The following is an 18,717-nucleotide window of genomic DNA, read 5'->3' as shown; positions in this document are numbered from 1 at the left end:
GCTCCTTACGCGTTGATCTCTTCGAGGCCGCGGTTCTTGGTCTCCGGTGCCATGAACACACAGATCAGCAGGCCCGCGAGGCCCACGGCGGCGAAGACCCAGAGGGCGGTGTTGTTGCCCCATGCGGCAACCATATTCGGGAACGCGACCACGCCCAGGATCGACCCGATGCGGCTGACCGACGTCGCCAGTCCAGAACCGGTCGCGCGCAACTCGGTCGGGAACAGCTCCGTGGGATACACGAAATTCAGGATTCCTCCGCCCGAATTGGCGAAGAGCACCGCAACGCTGAACAGAATGATGAGGAACACCAGGTGCGGATTGACCGTCAGGGCCAGGATCGCCAGAGCGATCGTCAGCCCGCTGAAGGACGTTATGATGAGCGGACGGCGACCCCACGAATCCACCAGGTTCATACCGATCACGGAACCGATCAGGCCCAGGAGAGCCACGATGCCGGAGCCGACGATGACCGCCACGTGACTTCCCTGGGTGAAGGGCGCCAGGATCGTCGGGGTGTACATCGAGATGCCGTAGTAGGCCGTTGCGTAGCAGAACCAGAAACCGCAGACGAAGAGTGTTCGGTTTCGTTGCCGCCCCGTGAACAGGCTCAGCAACCGGGCAGAGCGCGCTGGCGCATTCGCCGGGTGGGCCGCTTCATGCTCGACCTCGTCCTGGCTCGGGCGCATCCCGGTGATCTTCTCGACGACGTCGCGGGCCTCCTCCACGCGTCCGTGGGCCACGAGCCAGCGCGGCGATTCGGGCAACGTGACACGGAAGACGAAGACGACCAGCGCGAAGACGGCACCGACCAGGAGCATCGCCCTCCACGCGAATTCGCCCAGGGGGAGGGTCGCCAGACCGATGATGTAGGCAACGACCGCGCCGACGAACCACATGGCACCGAGCGACGTCGAGAGTCTGCCGCGGCCCGCCTTGGGCGCGAACTCGGACACCAGCGTCGCGGAAATCGGATAGTCGGCGCCGATGCCGATGCCGAGGAGGAAACGGAAAGCGATCAGCCACCAGAGTCCCGGAGCGAAGGCGGTCAGAACCGCGAAGAGCACGAAGGCCAGAAGGTCGATGATGTACATCGCCTTGCGGCCGAATTTGTCGGTCAGGTTGCCGAGCGTCACGGCCCCGACGAAAGAACCGATGATCGCGCTGCTGGTCAGTAGGGACTGCTCGCCGGCACCCAGACCCCATTCGCCGACGATCATGGGCATGGCCACGGCAATGATCGTCAGGTCGAAGCCGTCCAGGAACACTCCGCCCGCGGAGAGAAGGGTGACCTTGCGCTGAAATTTCCGTGTTCGCGGGCTGTCGAAGCCTTCGAAGTCCATGGGCTCGTCCTCGTGCATTCGTGGTTGGTGGTGCGCTGGCCGGCGCCTGACTGTGCGATGGTAGGGCTCTTCCGGGACCTGGGTACGACCTCGGACCAAAGTATCGGTACACCTCGGTGAACTGTCGATGAAGAAGGGAGCGCCTCCTCGATCGAACAGGTGTGACCGGCCCCATAGGTGAACTATATTTGGGACGTGGATCACATCATAGGCGATTCTCACACCATCGATGAGAGGGGACCCCATGCTCACCGGGCATCCGTCGACCATGGCTGACGACTACCAGCTCAACGTCACCACGATGCTGCGTCACGCGGCAAGATCCTTCCCGGAGACTGAGATCGTGTACCGGGACGACCGTGGGGCGTGGCAACGATCGAACTACGCCGTCGAGTACGGCCGGGTCGCGCAGATGGCACACGCCCTCTCCGGGCTCGGGGTGGCGCCGGGCGACGTCGTCGGCGTGCTCGACTGGAACTCCCGACGTCACCTGGAGCTCTACTTCGCCCTCCCGGGGCTTGCGGCCACGCACCTCCAACTGAACATCAAACTCTCGCGCGAGGACTTGGCCTATGTGGTCGAACACTCGGGTGCGCAATGGGTTGTGGTCGACGAATCGCTGCTTCCGCTGGCCGAGGGCATCCAGGACGCGGAGAACATCAAGGGCTGGATCATCGCTTCCGACACCCCCGGAGGCCGGACCGAGACGTCGCTGCCCAACCCCGTGTACCTCGAGGACCTCATGATCGACGAGTCCGACAGCTACGACTGGGAGGAGATCGAGGAATCGTCCGCGGCCTACGCGGGATACACGACCGGGACCACGGGCCGCCCCAAGGGGATCTTCTATTCCCACCGATCCGTGTGCGTTCATTCATGGGCGCTGCACACGGCCCTGTCCTTCACCCACCGGGACTGCCTGATGCCGGTGACACCCATGTTCCACGCCATGACCTGGGGATTTCTCCACGCGGCGGTCCTGGCGGGATCGAAGGTCGTGATGCCGGGGCAGTACGCGGCCTCCGACGTCGGCCCGCTCGCGGAAGCACTCGTGGATGAAGGCGTCACCGTTTCGAACGGGTCTCCGGCGATCTGGACTCCGATTCTCGAATACTTCCGGGCGCGCGCCGAACCCGTGGATCTGTCCGGACTGCGCGTCGTCGTGGCCGGGTCGGAACCCGCGCTCGCGCTCATGAAGGGCTTCAAGGAGGCCGCGAGCGCGGACATCGTCCACGGATACGGCGCCTCAGAGACGTCGCCGATCGTCGCGATCAACTGGATGCGCAAGCGATCTCTGGATGACATGGCCGAGGCCGACTGGTGGGACCTGAAGCGGTCCCAGGGGTTGCCGAGCGCGGGCACGGACATCAAGATCATGTCCCTGGACGGGATCGAGCAACCCCACGATGGCGTGTCCGCGGGCGAGGTCTACTACAAGGGTCCCTACATCACGCAGGAGTACTTCGACCGCCCCGAGGCGGCCGACGCGTTCGAGGACGGCTGGTGGCGATCCGGCGACGTCGGAGTCATCGACCCCAACGGTTACCTCAAGCTGACGGACAGGTTGAAGGACGTGATCAAGTCGGGAGGCGAATGGATCTCGTCGACCGACATGGAGAACGCGATCCTGGACAACCCGGCCGTGGCCGAGGCGGCCGTGATCGGCGTGCCCGACGAGAAATGGGACGAACGACCGGTCGCCTACGTGGTTGCGCGCGAAGGAAACACGGTCGACGCCGACACCGTGCGCACCACGCTCTCGACACGATTCGCCAAATGGCAGCTGCCCGACAGGGTCGTGGTGGTCGACGAGCTTCCTCGGACCTCGGTCGGCAAACTCAACAAGAAGAAGCTCCGTTCGGACGACGCCGTGTGAGGGGGGGTGTCGCGTGCTGGGGGCGCGGCCGTTGCCGGATCCGGAGGCGGCGAGATCTGTCGTCGTGCGGTGAGCAATGCCCGTTGGGTGGGGGATACCCGATGTGGGGGCGGAAAACCTCGTTATGTGGCGGTTGCGACCCCACCTAACAGGGGTGATCGCCTCCCAATTGGGTAATCGCCACCTAACGCGGGGTGTTGGCGGTGTCGGGAGGGCCTCCGGCGGGTGGTAGCCGCCTCTCTATCGGGTAACTGCCACCTAACGCTGGGTGTTGGCGGTGAGCAATGCTCGTTGGGTGGGGGATACCTGATTCGGTGGCGGAAAACCTCGTTATGTGGCGGTTGCGACCCCACCTAACAGGGGTGATCGCCTCCCAATTGGGTAATCGCCACCTAACGCGGGGTGTTGGCGGCGTCGGGAGGGCCTCCGGCGGGTGGTAGCCGCCTCTCAATCGGGTAACTGCCAGCCGCCACCCGCCACCCGACTGCACCCGCTAAACCGGGCCACCTCCACCCAATGCAGAGGAGGCGAGACGCAGGAGAGCCGAGCCCCGCCGTCGGCCCCTTCCACGCGGACTACTTGGAGAGCTGGGGGCGGTCGGAGTCGTGTGAGCCCTCGATGGCCTCGAGCTGACCGGCTTCCTCTTTCTCGGCGCGGGTCGGCTTCGCCGCCGCGTAGATTCCGGCAATCACGAAGAACACGGCCCAGACGAGGAAGAACCCGATGGTCCAGTCGGCGAAGTGGCCGACGGTCCCGTCGCTGGGGATGGCCCAGACGAAGAATGCCGCTCCCGCGACGAAAATTGCTCCGATGATGTAACGGCGGGCGCGCAACCAGGGGGTGGGCATGATGTCGGACCTTCTCTCAAATTCTGTGGGTGACCTCGCCATATAGCTTATCTAATTGATTCCTGTCGTGCGTGGACTGGGCGAGCTTCGGGTCCGGAATCGGCTCAGGGATGCCTGTACAATTGCTCACTGAGCAAGGGAGTACCCCTCCGATCCGTGAACGTCAGCACGTCAGGCACCGAAGCCTGGCCGGGCACGGAACCGCCGCACCAGCCGAATGATTGCGACCGTGGGAGAGACTTGTGCCGTTTCCCGCGCCCTGAGGAGGCACCGTGGAAGTTTCGTCCCTGCAATGGATCGTGACCATCGTCGTCATTCTTGCGCTGCTCGCCTACGACTTCGTATTTCACGTCCGCAAGCCCCACGAGCCGACCATCAAGGAAGCCGCGCTGTGGACGTCGTTCTACGTGACGATTGCGCTGCTCTTCGGGCTCTTCGTTTTCTTCTGGGACGGGGCTGACTTCGCCGTTCAGTACTATGCGGGCTTCGTGACGGAACAAGCACTGTCCGTGGACAACCTGTTCGTCTTCCTGATCATCATGGCTTCCTTCAAGGTGCCGCGGGCAGATCAGCAGAAGGTGCTGCTGTTCGGCATCGTCGTCGCCCTGATCGCACGCACGCTGTTCATCTTCATCGGAGCCGCCGCGATCAACCGATGGGCGGCACTGTTCTACGTCTTCGGCCTGTTCCTGATCTACACCGCCGGCAACCTGGTCAAGGACGAGGTCAAGGACAGTGGGGACAACGACGACGAAGCCAACAACGTCATGGTCAGACTCGCCAAGCGGTTCCTCAAGACCACGGACGAGTACGACGGCGACAAGCTGTTCACGATGGAGAACGGCAAGAAGGTCATGACGCCGATGCTGCTGGTCATGGTCGCCATCGGCCTGACCGACATCATGTTCGCCCTCGACTCGATCCCGGCGATCTTCGGCCTGACGCAGGAAACCTACATCGTGTTCACGGCCACGGCGTTCTCGCTGATGGGACTGCGTCAGCTGTACTTCCTGATCGATGGTCTGCTGGACCGGCTCATTTACCTGTCGTGGGGGCTGGCCGTGATTCTCGGCTTCATCGGCATCAAGCTGATGCTCCATGCGTTGCACGAGAACAATCTCCCGTTCATCAACCACGGCGAACCCGTCCACGTCCTGGAGGTCTCCACGGGCGTTTCGCTGGCCGTCATCGTCGGCGTCCTCGCGATCACGGTGCTCGCCTCGCTGTACAGCCCCAAGGGCAGGGCGTTGCGACGAGAGAGCCAGGAGAAGAAGGAAACCCAGACGGGAGAGTGACTCCCGGCCCCAAGGGGATGCGGGGAGGACGCCGGGAGGTATGGACGGGGACCCGTATCTCCCGTAACCTTGGGACTCGAAGCAAGGGAGTATCCCTCGAATACCGTGCACGTCAATACGTCGGGTGCAGACGCCCGGCCGGGCACGGTCCACGACCAGGAATGGCGCCGTCGGCCCTTTCCCGTGGGGGAGAGACTTGTGCCATTCGTGACATGCACAAGGAGTTCCTGTGGAGATTCCCCTCATCCAATGGGTCGTGACGCTCGCCCTCATCCTGGGCCTGCTCGCCTACGACTTCTTCTTTCACGTGCGCAAAGCGCACGAGCCCACGATCAAGGAAGCCGCGGTGTGGTCGGCGGTCTACGTCGGTCTGGCGCTGCTTTTTGGCCTGGTGATCCTCGTCTTCGACGGCGGCCAGTTCGCCGCCGAATACTACGGCGGGTACATCACCGAGAAAGCCCTCTCGGTCGACAACCTGTTCGTGTTCCTGATCATCATGGCTTCCTTCCAGGTCCCGAGGGCCGACCAGCAGAAGGTGCTCCTGTTCGGGATCATCTTCGCCCTGATCGCACGCACCGTGTTCATCTTCGTCGGTGCGGCCGCGATCAACGCCTGGGCTTGGGTCTTCTACCTCTTCGGCCTCGTGCTTCTGCTGACCGCCGGGAACCTGATTAAGGGCGAGGTCGGGGACGGCGAGAAGGATGAGGCGAACAACGTCGTCGTCCGAATCGCGAAGCGCTTCATGCACACGAGCGAGAATTACGACGGCGACCGGCTGTTCACGATGGAGAACGGCAAGAAGGTCATGACGCCGATGCTGCTGGTCATGGTCGCCATCGGCGGAACGGATATCCTGTTCGCCCTCGATTCGATCCCGGCGATCTTCGGTCTGACGCAGGAAACCTACATCGTGTTCACGGCCACGGCGTTCTCGCTGATGGGACTGCGTCAGCTGTACTTCCTGATCGATGGTCTGCTGGACCGGCTCATTTACCTCTCGTGGGGCCTCTCCGTGATCCTGGCCTTCATCGGGGTCAAACTGATTCTTCACGCCTTGCACGAGAACAATCTCCCGTTCATCAATGACGGCCAGCCCGTCCACGTGATCGAAGTCGGGATCGGAATGTCGCTCGGCGTGATTATCGGGATCCTGGTCGTCACGGTCCTCGCGTCCCTGCTCAGCCTCAAGGGGCGCGCGCTGCGGGTCATTGGTGGAACCGAGAAAGCTGCCAACGAGTACCTCGATCTGCCCGAGGATGCCCCCGAAGAGAAAAGAACCGAGCTGCACGACCGACTCACCGACTACCAGCAGAAGCTGGCGGCCCTTCCGGAATCCCGGAAGGACCAGCTCATCGAATCCGAGTCACGCTTCCGCGACGTCCTCAACCGGGCCCACGGCAAGCACCAGGAACACCTGGGGTCCTGAGCGTGGTGCGCCCGGCCGCGGGGCCGGGCGGCGCGGGGCGGTGGCGCTGCCTGGCTGCGGCCCGGGTCGCGCCGGGCCGTGAGGTGGCAGATTTGTGCGCTTTTCGCGAGGAAAACCGCACAATATTGCCACCTCGCGCCGGGGTCAGGGGGGGGGCGTTGTTGGGTCGGCGGGTGCTGTTGGGTGGTGGTTACCCGATTGAGGGGCGTTGTCCTTCATCAGGTGGGGCTTTAGCCCCCTCCAAGCGAAGGTAAACGGCTCGGAATCGGGTAACTGCCACCCAACGTCGTCCGGATCTCACTGCCCGTCGGCCGGGAAGCAGCGCCGAATCGACCAACCGCCACCTTATGAGGCGGCAGGTCGAATGGAACGCATGCCCCGGGCGCCCCCGGCACCTGGCTGGCAGAGGATGACCTGCTGGCCCTCGATGCGCACGACGAGCGGGTGGCCGCCTACCCGGTTCATGATTCGTGTTGCTCCATGCCTGCAACCCAAAGGCCCAGGAGACAGCCCCCGGGCCCAATGAGCTACGCCAAAAAGTTGATCACAATTCCTTGTAGAAGCAGACACTGATGCCATCGTCCGGATCGTAGGGTTCGTAGACGTCGGTGCGAATCCATCCCTCTCGCTGATACAAGCTGATCGCCTCTGGTTGACGGTTCCCCGTCTGCAGGTAGATCTTTGCGGCTCCTCGATCACGTGCGGCCTGCTCGACCCGGGCGAGCGTCTGCCGAGCCAGACCGAGTCCCCGGTGCGAAGGGTCCACGAAGAGACGCTTGACTTCCCATCGATCAGGCAAACGGTGAAGTGTCCCGGTCGCTGCGGGCACATCATCGACCAGGGCGAGCACCACTTCGGCGACGTCCTTTCTCTGAGGAACCATCGCTGGTGGGCTTCCGGCCTCACGCAGGGCAGCATAGCGAGGGCCGATTTCTTCCCGCATCGACCGTTGCAGGTCGCTGACGCGTTCATCATCCCAATCCGTGTGGACCCACGTGATCCGTTCGGCGTCGCGCTCTTTGCTCGGGGCCTTCGGCGTGGGGGCTTCCGCTTCGTGTCGCCTCGCCGGGATCGAGGAGATGAGGCGGCGCGTGTAGTCGTCTCCGGGGGACGTGAAAACATTCGTCACGCGGCCTGACTCTACTACTTGGCCACGACGCAGCACCGTCATGGTGTCCGCAAACTGACGCACCACACCAAGATCATGGGAGATGAAAAGGTACGTCAGGCCCAAATCCCGCTGCAATTTCGCCAAGACTTCCAGGATGCTTGCCTGCACGGTGACATCCAGCGCGCTCGTTGGCTCGTCAAGCACCAAAACCTCTGGATGCAGGACCAGCGCACGCGCGATCGCGACACGCTGTCGTTGCCCACCGGAGAGCTCCGAAGCGCGCCGCGAGGCCAGCTCCGCAGAAAGATGGACGGCCTCAAGGGCCCATCGGACCTGTTGCCGGCGTGTGGAAGGGTCACCTGCCCGGTACAAATCCAGTGGTTCGCGCACGATACGTCCGACCGTGAAGCGAGGGTTCAAGGAAGTGTAGGGGTTCTGGTAGACGATTTGCAGGTTCCGGCGCAGTGCGCGCAGTTCGCGGGAATCATTGACCTGGACTGGTCGGTCGTCAATCAGAATGCTCCCGGCATCGGGGACCTCCAGACCCAGGAGAATCCGCGCGGCCGTCGATTTGCCGGATCCCGATTCACCGACCAGCGCGTGGGTGCGGCCTCGTTGGACGCTGAAAGAGACATCCTCAAGCGCGCGCACGGAGCGGTTTTGGGTATGGAACGAGTGCGAAACGTCGCGTAGCTTCACACGCACCGGCGGTTCAACCGGTGCAGCCCCAAGATGGGGGAAGGTGCCTTGAGTCTTCCCCGATTCGTCGTTGGCGCCTTCCGAAGGTTTCTTGTCGCGAGCTTCTCGGATCTCGTCGAATCGATGGGGATGCAACCCCGGCGCGTCGGCCTGCAGCTTCCTGGTATAGGTGGTGGCCGGTGTGGCGAAAACCTGTGCCGTTGGCCCAGTCTCCTGAATACGCCCGTCACGGAGGACCACGACGTCGTCGGCTTGTTCGGCCGCCACCGCCAGATCGTGGGTGATCAGCAGAATCCCGAGACCCAGCTCTTGTCGCAATGATGCGAGCAGGTCAAGAATCTGTTGCTGGACTGTCGCATCCAAGGCGCTGGTGGGTTCATCAGCGACGATCAGATCAGGACCGGGGATGATCGCCAAGGCTATGAGTACACGCTGCAGCTGCCCGCCGGAGAGCTGGTGGGGGAACGATTCGAAGACTCGCTCCGGATCCGGCAACCCGACGCGTTCCAGCGCTTCCAGGACCAACCGGCGCCGAAGAGCACCAGTCCGCGCGGTCGTGACCAGAGCGGCCGCCTCGAGAGCTTGCGACCCGATGGTTCTGACCGGGTTCAAGGAATTGCTTGGGTCCTGAGGAACGAAACCAAGGACTCTGCCGCGCAAGCGCAAGAACGCCCGGTCGCTCAGCGCGGTGGTGTCCTCGCCTCCGATATCGATTTGCCCGGTCGCACTGGCTTTCCGCCCGGCAAGCAGTCGCAACACGGCGCGGGCAATCGTTGATTTTCCGGAGCCTGACTCGCCGATGAGGGCGGGGGTGCCTCCGGCGGGTACGGAGAATGAGACATCACGCACCACGGTCTTGTCACCGTAGGCAACTGTCAGATTGCGGACATCGAGCAAGGGTTTTTCCTGGCCCGAGGCCTCGGCATCATGGAACGGCGGTGCTGAAGGGGCAGGGGCGGGGGCGATGGCAACAGGTGCGCGACTCATTGGTTCCTTCCTTGGTCAAGCCAGCGGCTGATACGACTGACGGCGAGTACGACGATCGCGATCACCAAACCTGGTGCTATCACCAGCCAGGGCGCGTGCAGGAGGTGTTCTCGGCCGTCGGCGACCAGGAGGCCCCAATCAGAGGCCGGTGGTGGGTCCCCATAGCCGAGGAATGCCAAGCCTGCGATGGTCAGGATGGCCAGGCCGAATTGCAGCACCGCCAGGGAAAGCACAGGCCGCACGGCGTTGGGCAGGATATGCCGGAACAGGATGTAGATGCCGGAGCCTCCGTTGACGCGGGCGGCCTCGATGAATACGCTGGTTCGTACTTGCAACACTGAGGAGCGCATGAGGCGCGCGAAGACCGCGACGGCGGAGAGGCCGGTAGCGATCGCGGCATTGCGCGTGTCATATCCCAGAGCCGTGACGACGATGACCGCCAGGAGGAAGCTGGGGATCGCCAGCAGAACGTCCACGACACGGCCCAGAACCGCGTCGATCCATCCCCCGAGATGTCCACCGACCAAGCCCATCAGCCCGCCGACGACGACGCCGATCGTTACCGCGATCAAGGCGCTGGTCATCGAAGACGCTGAACCGTGGATGATTCGCGCGAGCAAATCCCGTCCAAGGTGGTCTGTGCCCAGCCAGTAGGTCAGGCCAGGAGAAGTGAACTTGCGGTTCGGCACTCCGGCAGCGGGATTGCGAGAGGTGAACAGGTCTGGGAACAGTGACCACGCCAGTACGATGGCGATAACCGTGAAGGCGATGCCCACGCTCAGCGGGATACGACCGCGGAGTCTGAGGCCCGAACCGGTCGATATGTCTTGTCCGGCATGGTTGGGTCCGTCGGACTGCTGGTGTCCGACTGCCGATTCGTCGGTGGTGAGGATTGCCGCGGTCATGCCGCTTTCTCCTTGCTCCGCAAACGCGGGTCGAGCAGCGGGTAGATCAGGTCGATGGCCAGGTTGACGAGCACGAACACGACGGCCGAGAACACTACGGTCGCCTGCAGTACCGGTATGTCCTGGGCGCTGACAGCCTTCTGAACCACGGTGCCGATGCCGTTGCGCCCAAAGATGGTCTCGGTGATGAGGGAGCCTCCCAGCAGCTCACCGACGGCGAGCCCACAGACGGTGACGGTTGGTAGTAGTGAGGGGCGTATCAAGTGCCGCAGAATCACAGCACCTGGCTTGAGGCCGCGGGAAACCGCGACTTCCGTATAGTCTTGGGCTGCTGTTTCGTCCAGGGCGGTGATGAATACCTGGGCGATCTGCGCCGAGACCGGTATGGCTAGGGTGAGCGCCGCGAAAAGGGTGGATCCGAGGCCGTTTGGATCGATCACATTGAACAGTCGCAGTTGTACCGCGAAGACTTGGATGAGAATCAGGCCGATGAGAAAGTTCGGGGTGGAGAGAAAAACCGTAGGCAAGAACCGTACGGAAGTGTTCGCGGCTCCGGTGGGAAGACGTTGGGAGAGATACCCCAGGGCTAGGGAGATCAGGAGCGCCAGGACCAAGGCAGTCCCGGCAAGGACCAGCGTCGACGGAAGCGCGGTGCCGATCAGATCCCCCACCGGCAGACTCATCGACAACGAGATTCCCAGATCACCGCGTAAGAAATTCCCCAGCGCCAGGGCCAGCTGAACCAATATCGGCTGGTCGAGCCCGTAGAAGGAACGAATCTGGGCTTTTTCTTCGTCGTTGTACCCGTTTTGCGGGTTGTCCAGCTGTGAGGAAACCGGGTCTCCGGGGATCGCCGAGAGAACGAGGAACACCAGTACGTAGGCCAGGAGCACTACCAGCACGGACTCAGCGACCCGGCGCAATGCATAGGGGCTCTTCGCAGTTGAGGGGGTAGGTGGCTGAGCGCGTCGGTCGCCGGATGAGGGTCGAGGCCTTCCGATGATGGAAGTTCTCACACTGACCATCTGCCGGAAGACCTCGACGTGCACCACGCTACCTTCGCGACCCCTGATCTGACCGTGTTCTGCCATCTCGACGAGCTCGGCCTCGTGGCCACCGGTCAGCTTTTTGAGCCGGATCGCGCGGTGATCGAGTGCCGCGTCGCCGAGCCGGATCCGTGGTGCCGGGGATGCGGTAGCCAGGCGCTCTCGCGCGGGACGGACACGCGGCGTCTCGCCCACGAGCCGTTCGGTCATCGCCCGACGACGCTGCTGGTCCGGGTCCGCCGCTACAAGTGCTCGGGATGCGGACGGTCCTGGCGTGAGGACCTCACGGCAGCGGCGCCCGAGCGAGCCAAGCTGTCCCGTAGCGGGATGCGGTGGGCGTTGGAAGCGCTCGTGATCGACCACCTCACCGTCGCCCGCGTCGCCGCCGGACTCGGTGTCGGTTGGCACACGGCGAACAACGCGGTCCTCGCTGAAGGGCGTCGAGTGCTGATCGACGATCCCGCCCGGTTCGACGGCGTCGCCGTGATCGGCGTCGACGAGCACGTCTGGCGCCACACGAGAGTCGGCGACAAGTACGTCACCGTCATCATCGACCTCACCCCGAACCGCGACAAGACCGGCCCCGCCCGTCTGCTGGACATGATCGAGGGTCGCTCGAAAGCCGTGTTCAAGACCTGGCTCGCCGCACGCCCGCAGGACTGGCGCGATGGTGTCGAGGTCGTCGCGATGGACGGGTTCACCGGCTTCAAGACCGCCGTCAGCGAGGAGCTCCCGGACGCGCAGGCGGTGATGGACCCGTTCCACGTCGTCCGCCTCGCCGGCGACGCCCTCGACACCTGCCGTCGTCGCGTCCAGCAGTGCCTGCACGGCCGGCGGGGCCGCAAAAACGATCCGCTCTACAAGGCCCGCCGCATCCTCCACACCGGCGCGCAGCTGCTCACTGACCGGCAGCAGACCCGTCTCGAGGCACTGTTCGCGGTCTCCGAGCACGTCGAGGTCGAGGCGACCTGGGGCATCTACCAGCGCGTGATCGCTGCCTACCGCGAACCCGATCGGAAGACGGCGGAGAAGCTGATGACAGCCGTCATCGATTCCGTCTCCAGCGGCGTCCCCGCCGCGCTCGTGGAGGTCCGCAAGCTCGGCCGCACGCTCAAGCAGCGCGCCGCCGACATCCTCGCGTTCTTCGACCGGCCCGGCACGTCCAACGGGCCAACAGAGGCGATCAACGGGCGCCTGGAACACCTCCGCGGCTCCGCCCTCGGATTCCGGAACCTCACGAACTACATAGCCCGATCGCTGCTCGACACCGGCGGCTTCAGGAACCACCTACACCCTCAAATGCGATGAGCCAACAAAACTAGCTGATGGGAGACATTATCGACCCGTCCAAGACGAAGGAAGGGGCGCGTCAGAATGCGACACAAATCTGAATAAATGTCCCGTTAAGATTTCTGACGCGACACTCGCAGTGGCCGGAATCGATCATTACGCTGTCTGTTGACTGCGAAGGCAAGGAGTATAAGAGGGCGGGTTCTCTGGCGCTGCGCATCTCGAACAGGACGGGGGCGGTCGTCTGGATGCCGGGCAATACCTGGCAAGGAGGGCAAGGCCAGAAAAAGGAGGGCGAGGCCAGAAATGCGCCATGATTCCATAGTGTCGATTTAAGACACCCCCTCCGGAGTCTCAGATCGATGACGCGAGCTTGACTTCTAATGTCTGTTAAATAGGCTCATCGCATTTGAGGGTGTAGGTGGTTCCTGAAGCCGCCGGTGTCGAGCAGCGATCGGGCTATGTAGTTCGTGAGGTTCCGGAATCCGAGGGCGGAGCCGCGGAGGTGTTCCAGGCGCCCGTTGATCGCCTCTGTTGGCCCGTTGGACGTGCCGGGCCGGTCGAAGAACGCGAGGATGTCGGCGGCGCGCTGCTTGAGCGTGCGGCCGAGCTTGCGGACCTCCACGAGCGCGGCGGGGACGCCGCTGGAGACGGAATCGATGACGGCTGTCATCAGCTTCTCCGCCGTCTTCCGATCGGGTTCGCGGTAGGCAGCGATCACGCGCTGGTAGATGCCCCAGGTCGCCTCGACCTCGACGTGCTCGGAGACCGCGAACAGTGCCTCGAGACGGGTCTGCTGCCGGTCAGTGAGCAGCTGCGCGCCGGTGTGGAGGATGCGGCGGGCCTTGTAGAGCGGATCGTTTTTGCGGCCCCGCCGGCCGTGCAGGCACTGCTGGACGCGACGACGGCAGGTGTCGAGGGCGTCGCCGGCGAGGCGGACGACGTGGAACGGGTCCATCACCGCCTGCGCGTCCGGGAGCTCCTCGCTGACGGCGGTCTTGAAGCCGGTGAACCCGTCCATCGCGACGACCTCGACACCATCGCGCCAGTCCTGCGGGCGTGCGGCGAGCCAGGTCTTGAACACGGCTTTCGAGCGACCCTCGATCATGTCCAGCAGACGGGCGGGGCCGGTCTTGTCGCGGTTCGGGGTGAGGTCGATGATGACGGTGACGTACTTGTCGCCGACTCTCGTGTGGCGCCAGACGTGCTCGTCGACGCCGATCACGGCGACGCCGTCGAACCGGGCGGGATCGTCGATCAGCACTCGACGCCCTTCAGCGAGGACCGCGTTGTTCGCCGTGTGCCAACCGACACCGAGTCCGGCGGCGACGCGGGCGACGGTGAGGTGGTCGATCACGAGCGCTTCCAACGCCCACCGCATCCCGCTACGGGACAGCTTGGCTCGCTCGGGCGCCGCTGCCGTGAGGTCCTCACGCCAGGACCGTCCGCATCCCGAGCACTTGTAGCGGCGGACCCGGACCAGCAGCGTCGTCGGGCGATGACCGAACGGCTCGTGGGCGAGACGCCGCGTGTCCGTCCCGCGCGAGAGCGCCTGGCTACCGCATCCCCGGCACCACGGATCCGGCTCGGCGACGCGGCACTCGATCACCGCGCGATCCGGCTCAAAAAGCTGACCGGTGGCCACGAGGCCGAGCTCGTCGAGATGGCAGAACACGGTCAGATCAGGGGTCGCGAAGGTAGCGTGGTGCACGTCGAGGTCTTCCGGCAGATGGTCAGTGTGAGAACTTCCATCATCGGAAGGCCTCGACCCTCATCCGGCGACCGACGCGCTCAGCCACCTACCCCCTCAACTGCGAAGAGCCGTTAAATACTGGGACTACACCCCATGAATCGTGGGCGAAATTCGGTTATTTGCATCACATTCTTCAATAGCCGAAGAAGTTTTGTGTCACACGTATCTGTCCGAGCGGCACGGGCCTGGTAGCCGACCTTTGGCCTGAGCTTCATTCTCGTGGTGGTTGGATGTGGTGCTCCGGGACCTCCAAGTGAGCGATGACGTCGCAGCCCCGGTCTCCGGCGGCACTCTGCGGCCGGCCTACCACGACGACTCGAAATGCGTTGGCGCCGTTGGGTTTGGTGGGTCGGTCGGCGCTGTTGGGGTGGTGGGCCGGTCGGCCCCCGTTGGGTGGTGGTTACCCGATTGAGGGGCGTTGTCCTTCATCAGGTGGGGCTTTAGCCCCCTCCAAGCGAAGGTGAACGGCTCGGAATCGGGTAACCGCCACCCAGCGTCGTCCGGATCTTGCCCTCTGGTGGCCGGGAAGCAGCACCGAAACGGGTAACCACCACCCAACGTCGTCTGGACCTTGCCTTCCGCCGGCCGGGAAGCAGCGCCGAAACGGGTAATCACCACCCAACGTCGTCGGATCTTGCCTTCCGTCGACTGGGAAGCAGCACCGAATCGGCCAACCGCCACCCAACTGGCCGTGTTGCCGTGTGGCCAGGCGGATTCGACCGTCGGCCAGGCGACAGATCGAGCCTGTCGGACCTGACACCGCCCCCCCCGGACCTGACCCCCCTCGGGTCTGACGCCGCACCGCCCCAACCCAAAAATGACGCCGCACCCGGGGTCCTCTCCTCGCGCTGACCCCGCGGCGGGCCGCTCCTCCTCGCCCCGGTGCCGATACAGTTCCTCCCTCGACGCACTGCATCGGCACATGCTGAGACGCGTTTTCGGCAGCTCGCCCCGTGAGCTTAGGCTTACTATGTTCTAAACCACGAGGCGGAGGAGGCGCAGTGGCAGCGCAGAAGACGGACGCAATCGGTGAACTCAAGGCAACGGCCGAGGCGGCTGCACGTCGGGCGGCGGAAGAGGTCTTGGCCCTGAGCCACAGCATCCACGCCGAACCGGAAACCGCTTTCGAGGAGATCGAGACCTCCAGGAAAGCGACCGACGTCCTGAGAAGGCACGGGTTCGAGGTCGAGACCGGAGTGGCCGATATGCAGACGGCCTTCGTCGCCTCCTACGGATCGGGCGATCTGGTGATCGGTGTCTGCGCCGAGCTCGATGCGCTCCCCGGAGTCGGCCACGCCTGCGGCCACAACATCATCGCCGCCTCGGGAGTGCTTGCGGGGCTGGCCCTTGCCTCGGTCGCCGATCGAGCAGGCATCACGGTCAAGGTCTTCGGAACCCCTGCCGAAGAATTCGGTGGCGGAAAGATCTTCATGCTGCGCGCTGGGGTGTTCGACGGCGTCCACGCCGCGATGATGGTCCACCCCGGCGACCAAGAGCACGACACCCATTTCACTCGTTCGGTGGTCGACCTGGAGGTTCGCTACACGGGGCGCCCCGCGCACTCGGCCATGGCGCCTTTCGAAGGGATCAACGCGGGCGACGCGGCAACGATCGCTCAAGTCTCCATCGGCCTCCTGCGTCAGCACTTGCGGCCGGGGGAACTCGTGCACGGCATTGTCACCGAGGCCGGGCACGCGCCGAATGTGGTGCCCCATAGCTCGTCACTGCTCTACGACGCCCGCGCCGATACCATCGCCGACCTCGAGGGCCCGGGCGGAGTCAAGGAAAGACTCATCCGCTGCTTCGAGGCGGGCGCCGTGGCGACGGGGTGCGACGTCGAGATCAAGGACGACTGGCCAGCTTTCTCGGAATTCCGCAACGACGAGCCCATGGTCGCTGCCTATCGACGCAACGCCGAGGCGCTGGGCAGAACCTTCTCCGACGTGCCTGCCGAACAACGTCAACGGCAGGCGGGATCGACCGACATGGCGAACGTGTCCTTGGAAATTCCCGCGATCCATCCAAGCATCGTCGTGGACGGGCAGGGGTCGACCCCGCACCAGCCCGAGTTCGCCCAGTACTGCGTGGGGCCGGACGCCGATCGCGCTGTAACCGATGGGGGCATCGCCCTCTGCTGGACGGCGATCGATATGGCCACCGACGCCGACCAGCGGGAACGCCTGATGGCATCGAGAAAGGCGGAATCATGAGCACCGCCGCGCCGAGCACACCGCACGGGCGGAGAAAAGCATCCACGGCACGCAGGACCCTGTGGTGGGTCGTGTGCCTGGCTCCTCTCGTCTGCGCCTTCGTTCTCCAGTGGCTTCCGATCTTCAACGGGCCACACCTTTTCCTGGGCATTCCGACGATCATGTGGTGGACCTGTGTCCCGGGAAGCCTGATGGTCAGCCTCGTCCTGGCCATCGTCGAATTCACCCGCACCGACGCCGACCACGAGGAACGCCTCGACCGCGAGGCGATTGCCCTCGGCGAGGAACGGAAGAATCAGGGGGATGCGTCATGAGCGTCATTGCATGGGTCGCCTTGGGCGGCATCGTCGTCATCGGTCTGCTCGGGTTCCTCGGCCGACGCAAACCGGACCTGGACCTGGCCGAATGGACCGTGGGTGGTCACAAATTCGGCGTCGCGACCACGTGGCTCCTCCAGGCCGGGGAGGTCTTCACGACCTTCACGTTCCTCGGAACCGCGGGGTTGGTCGTTTCCGGTGGGGCGGCGTCGTTCTACTCGATGCCCTACGTTCCCCTCGGCTACCTGGCTCTCTACTTCCTGGCGCCCAGGATCTGGCGGATGGCGCGCGCTCGCGGCCATCTGACGCAAGCGGATTTCCTGGAGGACGCGTATTCGTCCCGCGCGGTGGGGATCCTGGTTGCGCTGGCCGGCGTCGTCTTCCTGCTGCCCTATCTGCAGCTCCAGATCACGGGGCTGGGGCTGATCGTGCAGGTGGTCACGGGGAACCACTCGATGGGTGCGTGGTCGATGGTGATCGCGTTCGTCCTCGTGGTCGCCTTCGTGCTCTGGGCGGGGCTTCGGGGAGTCGCGACGACGGCGTACTTCAAGGATGTGCTGATGATCGTGATGCTGTTCGTCATCTGCATCTCGGTGCCCATTCACTACACGGGCGGATTCACCAGCGCCTTCGAGGTGATTCGGGAGAAGATGCCCGATATGCTCTCGGTCCGTGGCACATCGGAGTACGGGATCCCGTGGTACCTGTCCAACATGGCGATCAGCGCCATCGGGGTCGCCTTCGCGACGATGCCCCACAACTGGCCGCCGATCATGTCCGCCCGCAACTCCACGGTTCTTCGACGCAACTACCTGTGGTTGCCGTTCTACAACACCTTGATCGTGATGCCGCTGGTCGTGGGCTATGTGGCTCTGGTGGTGTTGGGGAGCGGCGCCGACCCGGACAGTGCTCTCCTGGACCTCGCCTCCGGTGTTCTGCCCGACTGGCTCATGGGGGTTGCCGCGGTGGCCGGTATCGCGACGGCGATGGTGCCTTCGGCGTCGTTGCTCATCGCCATCAGTACCCTGGTCTCCCGAAATCTGGCGCGTGCCCGATCCGAGAAGGCCCAGTTCACGGTCACTCAGGTCACCGTGGTGGTGGCGACCGGGCTGGCACTGTTCCTGTCGATCGCCATGCCGGACCTGCTGGCGAACCTCCTGCTGCTGACCTTCTCCGGCCTGGACCAGCTGGCCCCGGCTATCGCCGCGGCCCTGTTGTTCCGCAGGCAGGTCGGTGCGTCGTCGATTCTCGCCGGGGCCCTCGTGGGAATGGCGATCGTGATCGGGTACACCTTCTGGTGGACGCTCCCGTGGGCGATCAGCGAAGGGATCATCGGACTGGCCGCGAACGTCGTGGTGGTCGTGATCGTGGAGATCGTTCGTCGGTCGATGTCCGGTCGACCTGCGGCGGAGTGGCCTGTCGCGGAGGGTTCCATGGCGGGCTCGGGCCGGTAGCGCGGGGCCGGTCGCGCTACCGGTCGTGCTACCGGTCGAGGTGGCAGTTTCGTGCGGCTTCTTCGGCGAGGTGGCAATCTCGTGCAGCTTCTTCGGCGAGGTGGCAATCCCGTGCAGCTTCTTCCGTGAGGTGGCAACTTTGTGCGAAAAACGGGCC

Annotated in this window: 13 protein-coding genes; 7 read left to right on the top strand and 6 right to left on the bottom strand. The window is 64.1% G+C overall.

The window, feature by feature from the left end; genetic code table 11:
- Window positions 1-5: 5 nt before the first annotated feature.
- Entirely contained in the window at window positions 6-1,343 is a 1,338-nt protein-coding gene (locus tag ACTSLZ_RS09115) for an MFS transporter (protein ID WP_129315875.1), read from the bottom strand.
- 244 nt (window positions 1,344-1,587) lie between these two features.
- On the opposite strand from ACTSLZ_RS09115, the gene ACTSLZ_RS09110 reads away from it, so the two are divergent.
- On the top strand, window positions 1,588-3,219 hold the full coding sequence (locus ACTSLZ_RS09110) for a long-chain-fatty-acid--CoA ligase (protein WP_443094790.1): 1,632 nt from the start codon (window positions 1,588-1,590) through the stop codon (window positions 3,217-3,219).
- A gap of 575 nt (window positions 3,220-3,794) precedes the next feature.
- Here ACTSLZ_RS09110 and ACTSLZ_RS09105 read toward each other — a convergent pair.
- Window positions 3,795-4,067 (bottom strand): hypothetical protein, encoded by a 273-nt coding sequence (locus ACTSLZ_RS09105; RefSeq protein ID WP_156265597.1) that lies wholly within the window; start codon window positions 4,065-4,067, stop codon window positions 3,795-3,797.
- Between the two features lie 272 nt (window positions 4,068-4,339).
- Between ACTSLZ_RS09105 and ACTSLZ_RS09100 the strand changes: the two genes are divergently transcribed.
- Both ACTSLZ_RS09100 and ACTSLZ_RS09095 read left to right on the top strand, forming a co-directional pair.
- Window positions 4,340-5,362, top strand: a complete 1,023-nt coding sequence (locus ACTSLZ_RS09100) for a TerC family protein (protein ID WP_436594062.1) — start codon at window positions 4,340-4,342, stop codon at window positions 5,360-5,362.
- 229 nt (window positions 5,363-5,591) lie between these two features.
- Window positions 5,592-6,788: a TerC family protein gene (locus ACTSLZ_RS09095; RefSeq protein WP_443094789.1), complete on the top strand. Its 1,197-nt coding sequence runs from the start codon at window positions 5,592-5,594 to the stop codon at window positions 6,786-6,788.
- Between the two features lie 544 nt (window positions 6,789-7,332).
- On the opposite strand, the gene ACTSLZ_RS09090 is transcribed toward ACTSLZ_RS09095, so the two are convergent.
- From ACTSLZ_RS09090 to ACTSLZ_RS09080, 3 genes are read right to left on the bottom strand one after another with little or no spacing between them, the layout of a single operon-like run.
- Entirely contained in the window at window positions 7,333-9,585 is a 2,253-nt protein-coding gene (locus ACTSLZ_RS09090) for a dipeptide ABC transporter ATP-binding protein (protein WP_443094788.1), read from the bottom strand.
- Window positions 9,582-10,490 (bottom strand): ABC transporter permease, encoded by a 909-nt coding sequence (locus ACTSLZ_RS09085; RefSeq protein ID WP_443094787.1) that lies wholly within the window; start codon window positions 10,488-10,490, stop codon window positions 9,582-9,584. The genes ACTSLZ_RS09090 and ACTSLZ_RS09085 overlap by 4 nt, the downstream gene beginning before the upstream one ends.
- Complete coding sequence (locus ACTSLZ_RS09080; RefSeq protein WP_443094786.1) at window positions 10,487-11,542, bottom strand: ABC transporter permease; 1,056 nt, start codon at window positions 11,540-11,542, stop codon at window positions 10,487-10,489. The genes ACTSLZ_RS09085 and ACTSLZ_RS09080 overlap by 4 nt, the downstream gene beginning before the upstream one ends.
- Between ACTSLZ_RS09080 and ACTSLZ_RS09075 the strand changes: the two genes are divergently transcribed.
- Window positions 11,534-12,844 carry an ISL3 family transposase gene (locus ACTSLZ_RS09075; RefSeq protein ID WP_443094785.1) on the top strand — a complete coding sequence of 437 codons (1,311 nt, stop codon included), beginning with the start codon at window positions 11,534-11,536 and terminating at the stop codon, window positions 12,842-12,844. The two genes, ACTSLZ_RS09080 and ACTSLZ_RS09075, sit on opposite strands and share 9 nt — an antisense overlap.
- A gap of 382 nt (window positions 12,845-13,226) precedes the next feature.
- On the opposite strand, the gene ACTSLZ_RS09070 is transcribed toward ACTSLZ_RS09075, so the two are convergent.
- On the bottom strand, window positions 13,227-14,537 hold the full coding sequence (locus ACTSLZ_RS09070) for an ISL3 family transposase (protein WP_443094785.1): 1,311 nt from the start codon (window positions 14,535-14,537) through the stop codon (window positions 13,227-13,229).
- Between the two features lie 1,043 nt (window positions 14,538-15,580).
- Between ACTSLZ_RS09070 and ACTSLZ_RS09065 the strand changes: the two genes are divergently transcribed.
- Genes ACTSLZ_RS09065 through ACTSLZ_RS09055 form a run of 3 tightly spaced genes read left to right on the top strand, consistent with a single transcriptional unit; the run spans window position 15,581 to window position 18,560 of the window.
- A complete protein-coding gene (locus ACTSLZ_RS09065; protein WP_443094784.1) occupies window positions 15,581-16,789 on the top strand; it encodes a M20 family metallopeptidase in 1,209 nt (402 codons plus the stop codon).
- On the top strand, window positions 16,786-17,103 hold the full coding sequence (locus ACTSLZ_RS09060) for a hypothetical protein (RefSeq protein ID WP_443094783.1): 318 nt from the start codon (window positions 16,786-16,788) through the stop codon (window positions 17,101-17,103). Before ACTSLZ_RS09065 ends, ACTSLZ_RS09060 begins: the two co-directional genes overlap by 4 nt.
- On the top strand, window positions 17,100-18,560 hold the full coding sequence (locus ACTSLZ_RS09055) for a sodium:solute symporter family protein (RefSeq protein ID WP_443094782.1): 1,461 nt from the start codon (window positions 17,100-17,102) through the stop codon (window positions 18,558-18,560). The genes ACTSLZ_RS09060 and ACTSLZ_RS09055 overlap by 4 nt, the downstream gene beginning before the upstream one ends.
- The last annotated feature ends 157 nt before the right edge of the window (window positions 18,561-18,717 follow it).

The sequence above is a fragment of the Rothia koreensis genome (assembly GCF_052232265.1).
GTDB classification, from domain to species: domain Bacteria; phylum Actinomycetota; class Actinomycetes; order Actinomycetales; family Micrococcaceae; genus Rothia; species Rothia koreensis.
Note: the sequence above shows the minus strand (reverse complement) of the source record. Positions and strands in the feature narration are given on the sequence as shown.

What these genes read in the sequence shown, in the direction of transcription:
- ACTSLZ_RS09105 (WP_156265597.1), bottom strand. Translation starts at nt 4,067, where the DNA reads ATGCCCACCCCCTGGTTGCGCGCCCGCCGTTACATCATCGGAGCAATT.
- ACTSLZ_RS09115 (WP_129315875.1), bottom strand. Translation starts at nt 1,343, where the DNA reads ATGGACTTCGAAGGCTTCGACAGCCCGCGAACACGGAAATTTCAGCGC.
- ACTSLZ_RS09085 (WP_443094787.1), bottom strand. Translation starts at nt 10,490, where the DNA reads ATGACCGCGGCAATCCTCACCACCGACGAATCGGCAGTCGGACACCAG.
- ACTSLZ_RS09055 (WP_443094782.1), top strand. Translation starts at nt 17,100, where the DNA reads ATGAGCGTCATTGCATGGGTCGCCTTGGGCGGCATCGTCGTCATCGGT.
- ACTSLZ_RS09090 (WP_443094788.1), bottom strand. Translation starts at nt 9,585, where the DNA reads ATGAGTCGCGCACCTGTTGCCATCGCCCCCGCCCCTGCCCCTTCAGCA.
- ACTSLZ_RS09110 (WP_443094790.1), top strand. Translation starts at nt 1,588, where the DNA reads ATGCTCACCGGGCATCCGTCGACCATGGCTGACGACTACCAGCTCAAC.
- ACTSLZ_RS09060 (WP_443094783.1), top strand. Translation starts at nt 16,786, where the DNA reads ATGAGCACCGCCGCGCCGAGCACACCGCACGGGCGGAGAAAAGCATCC.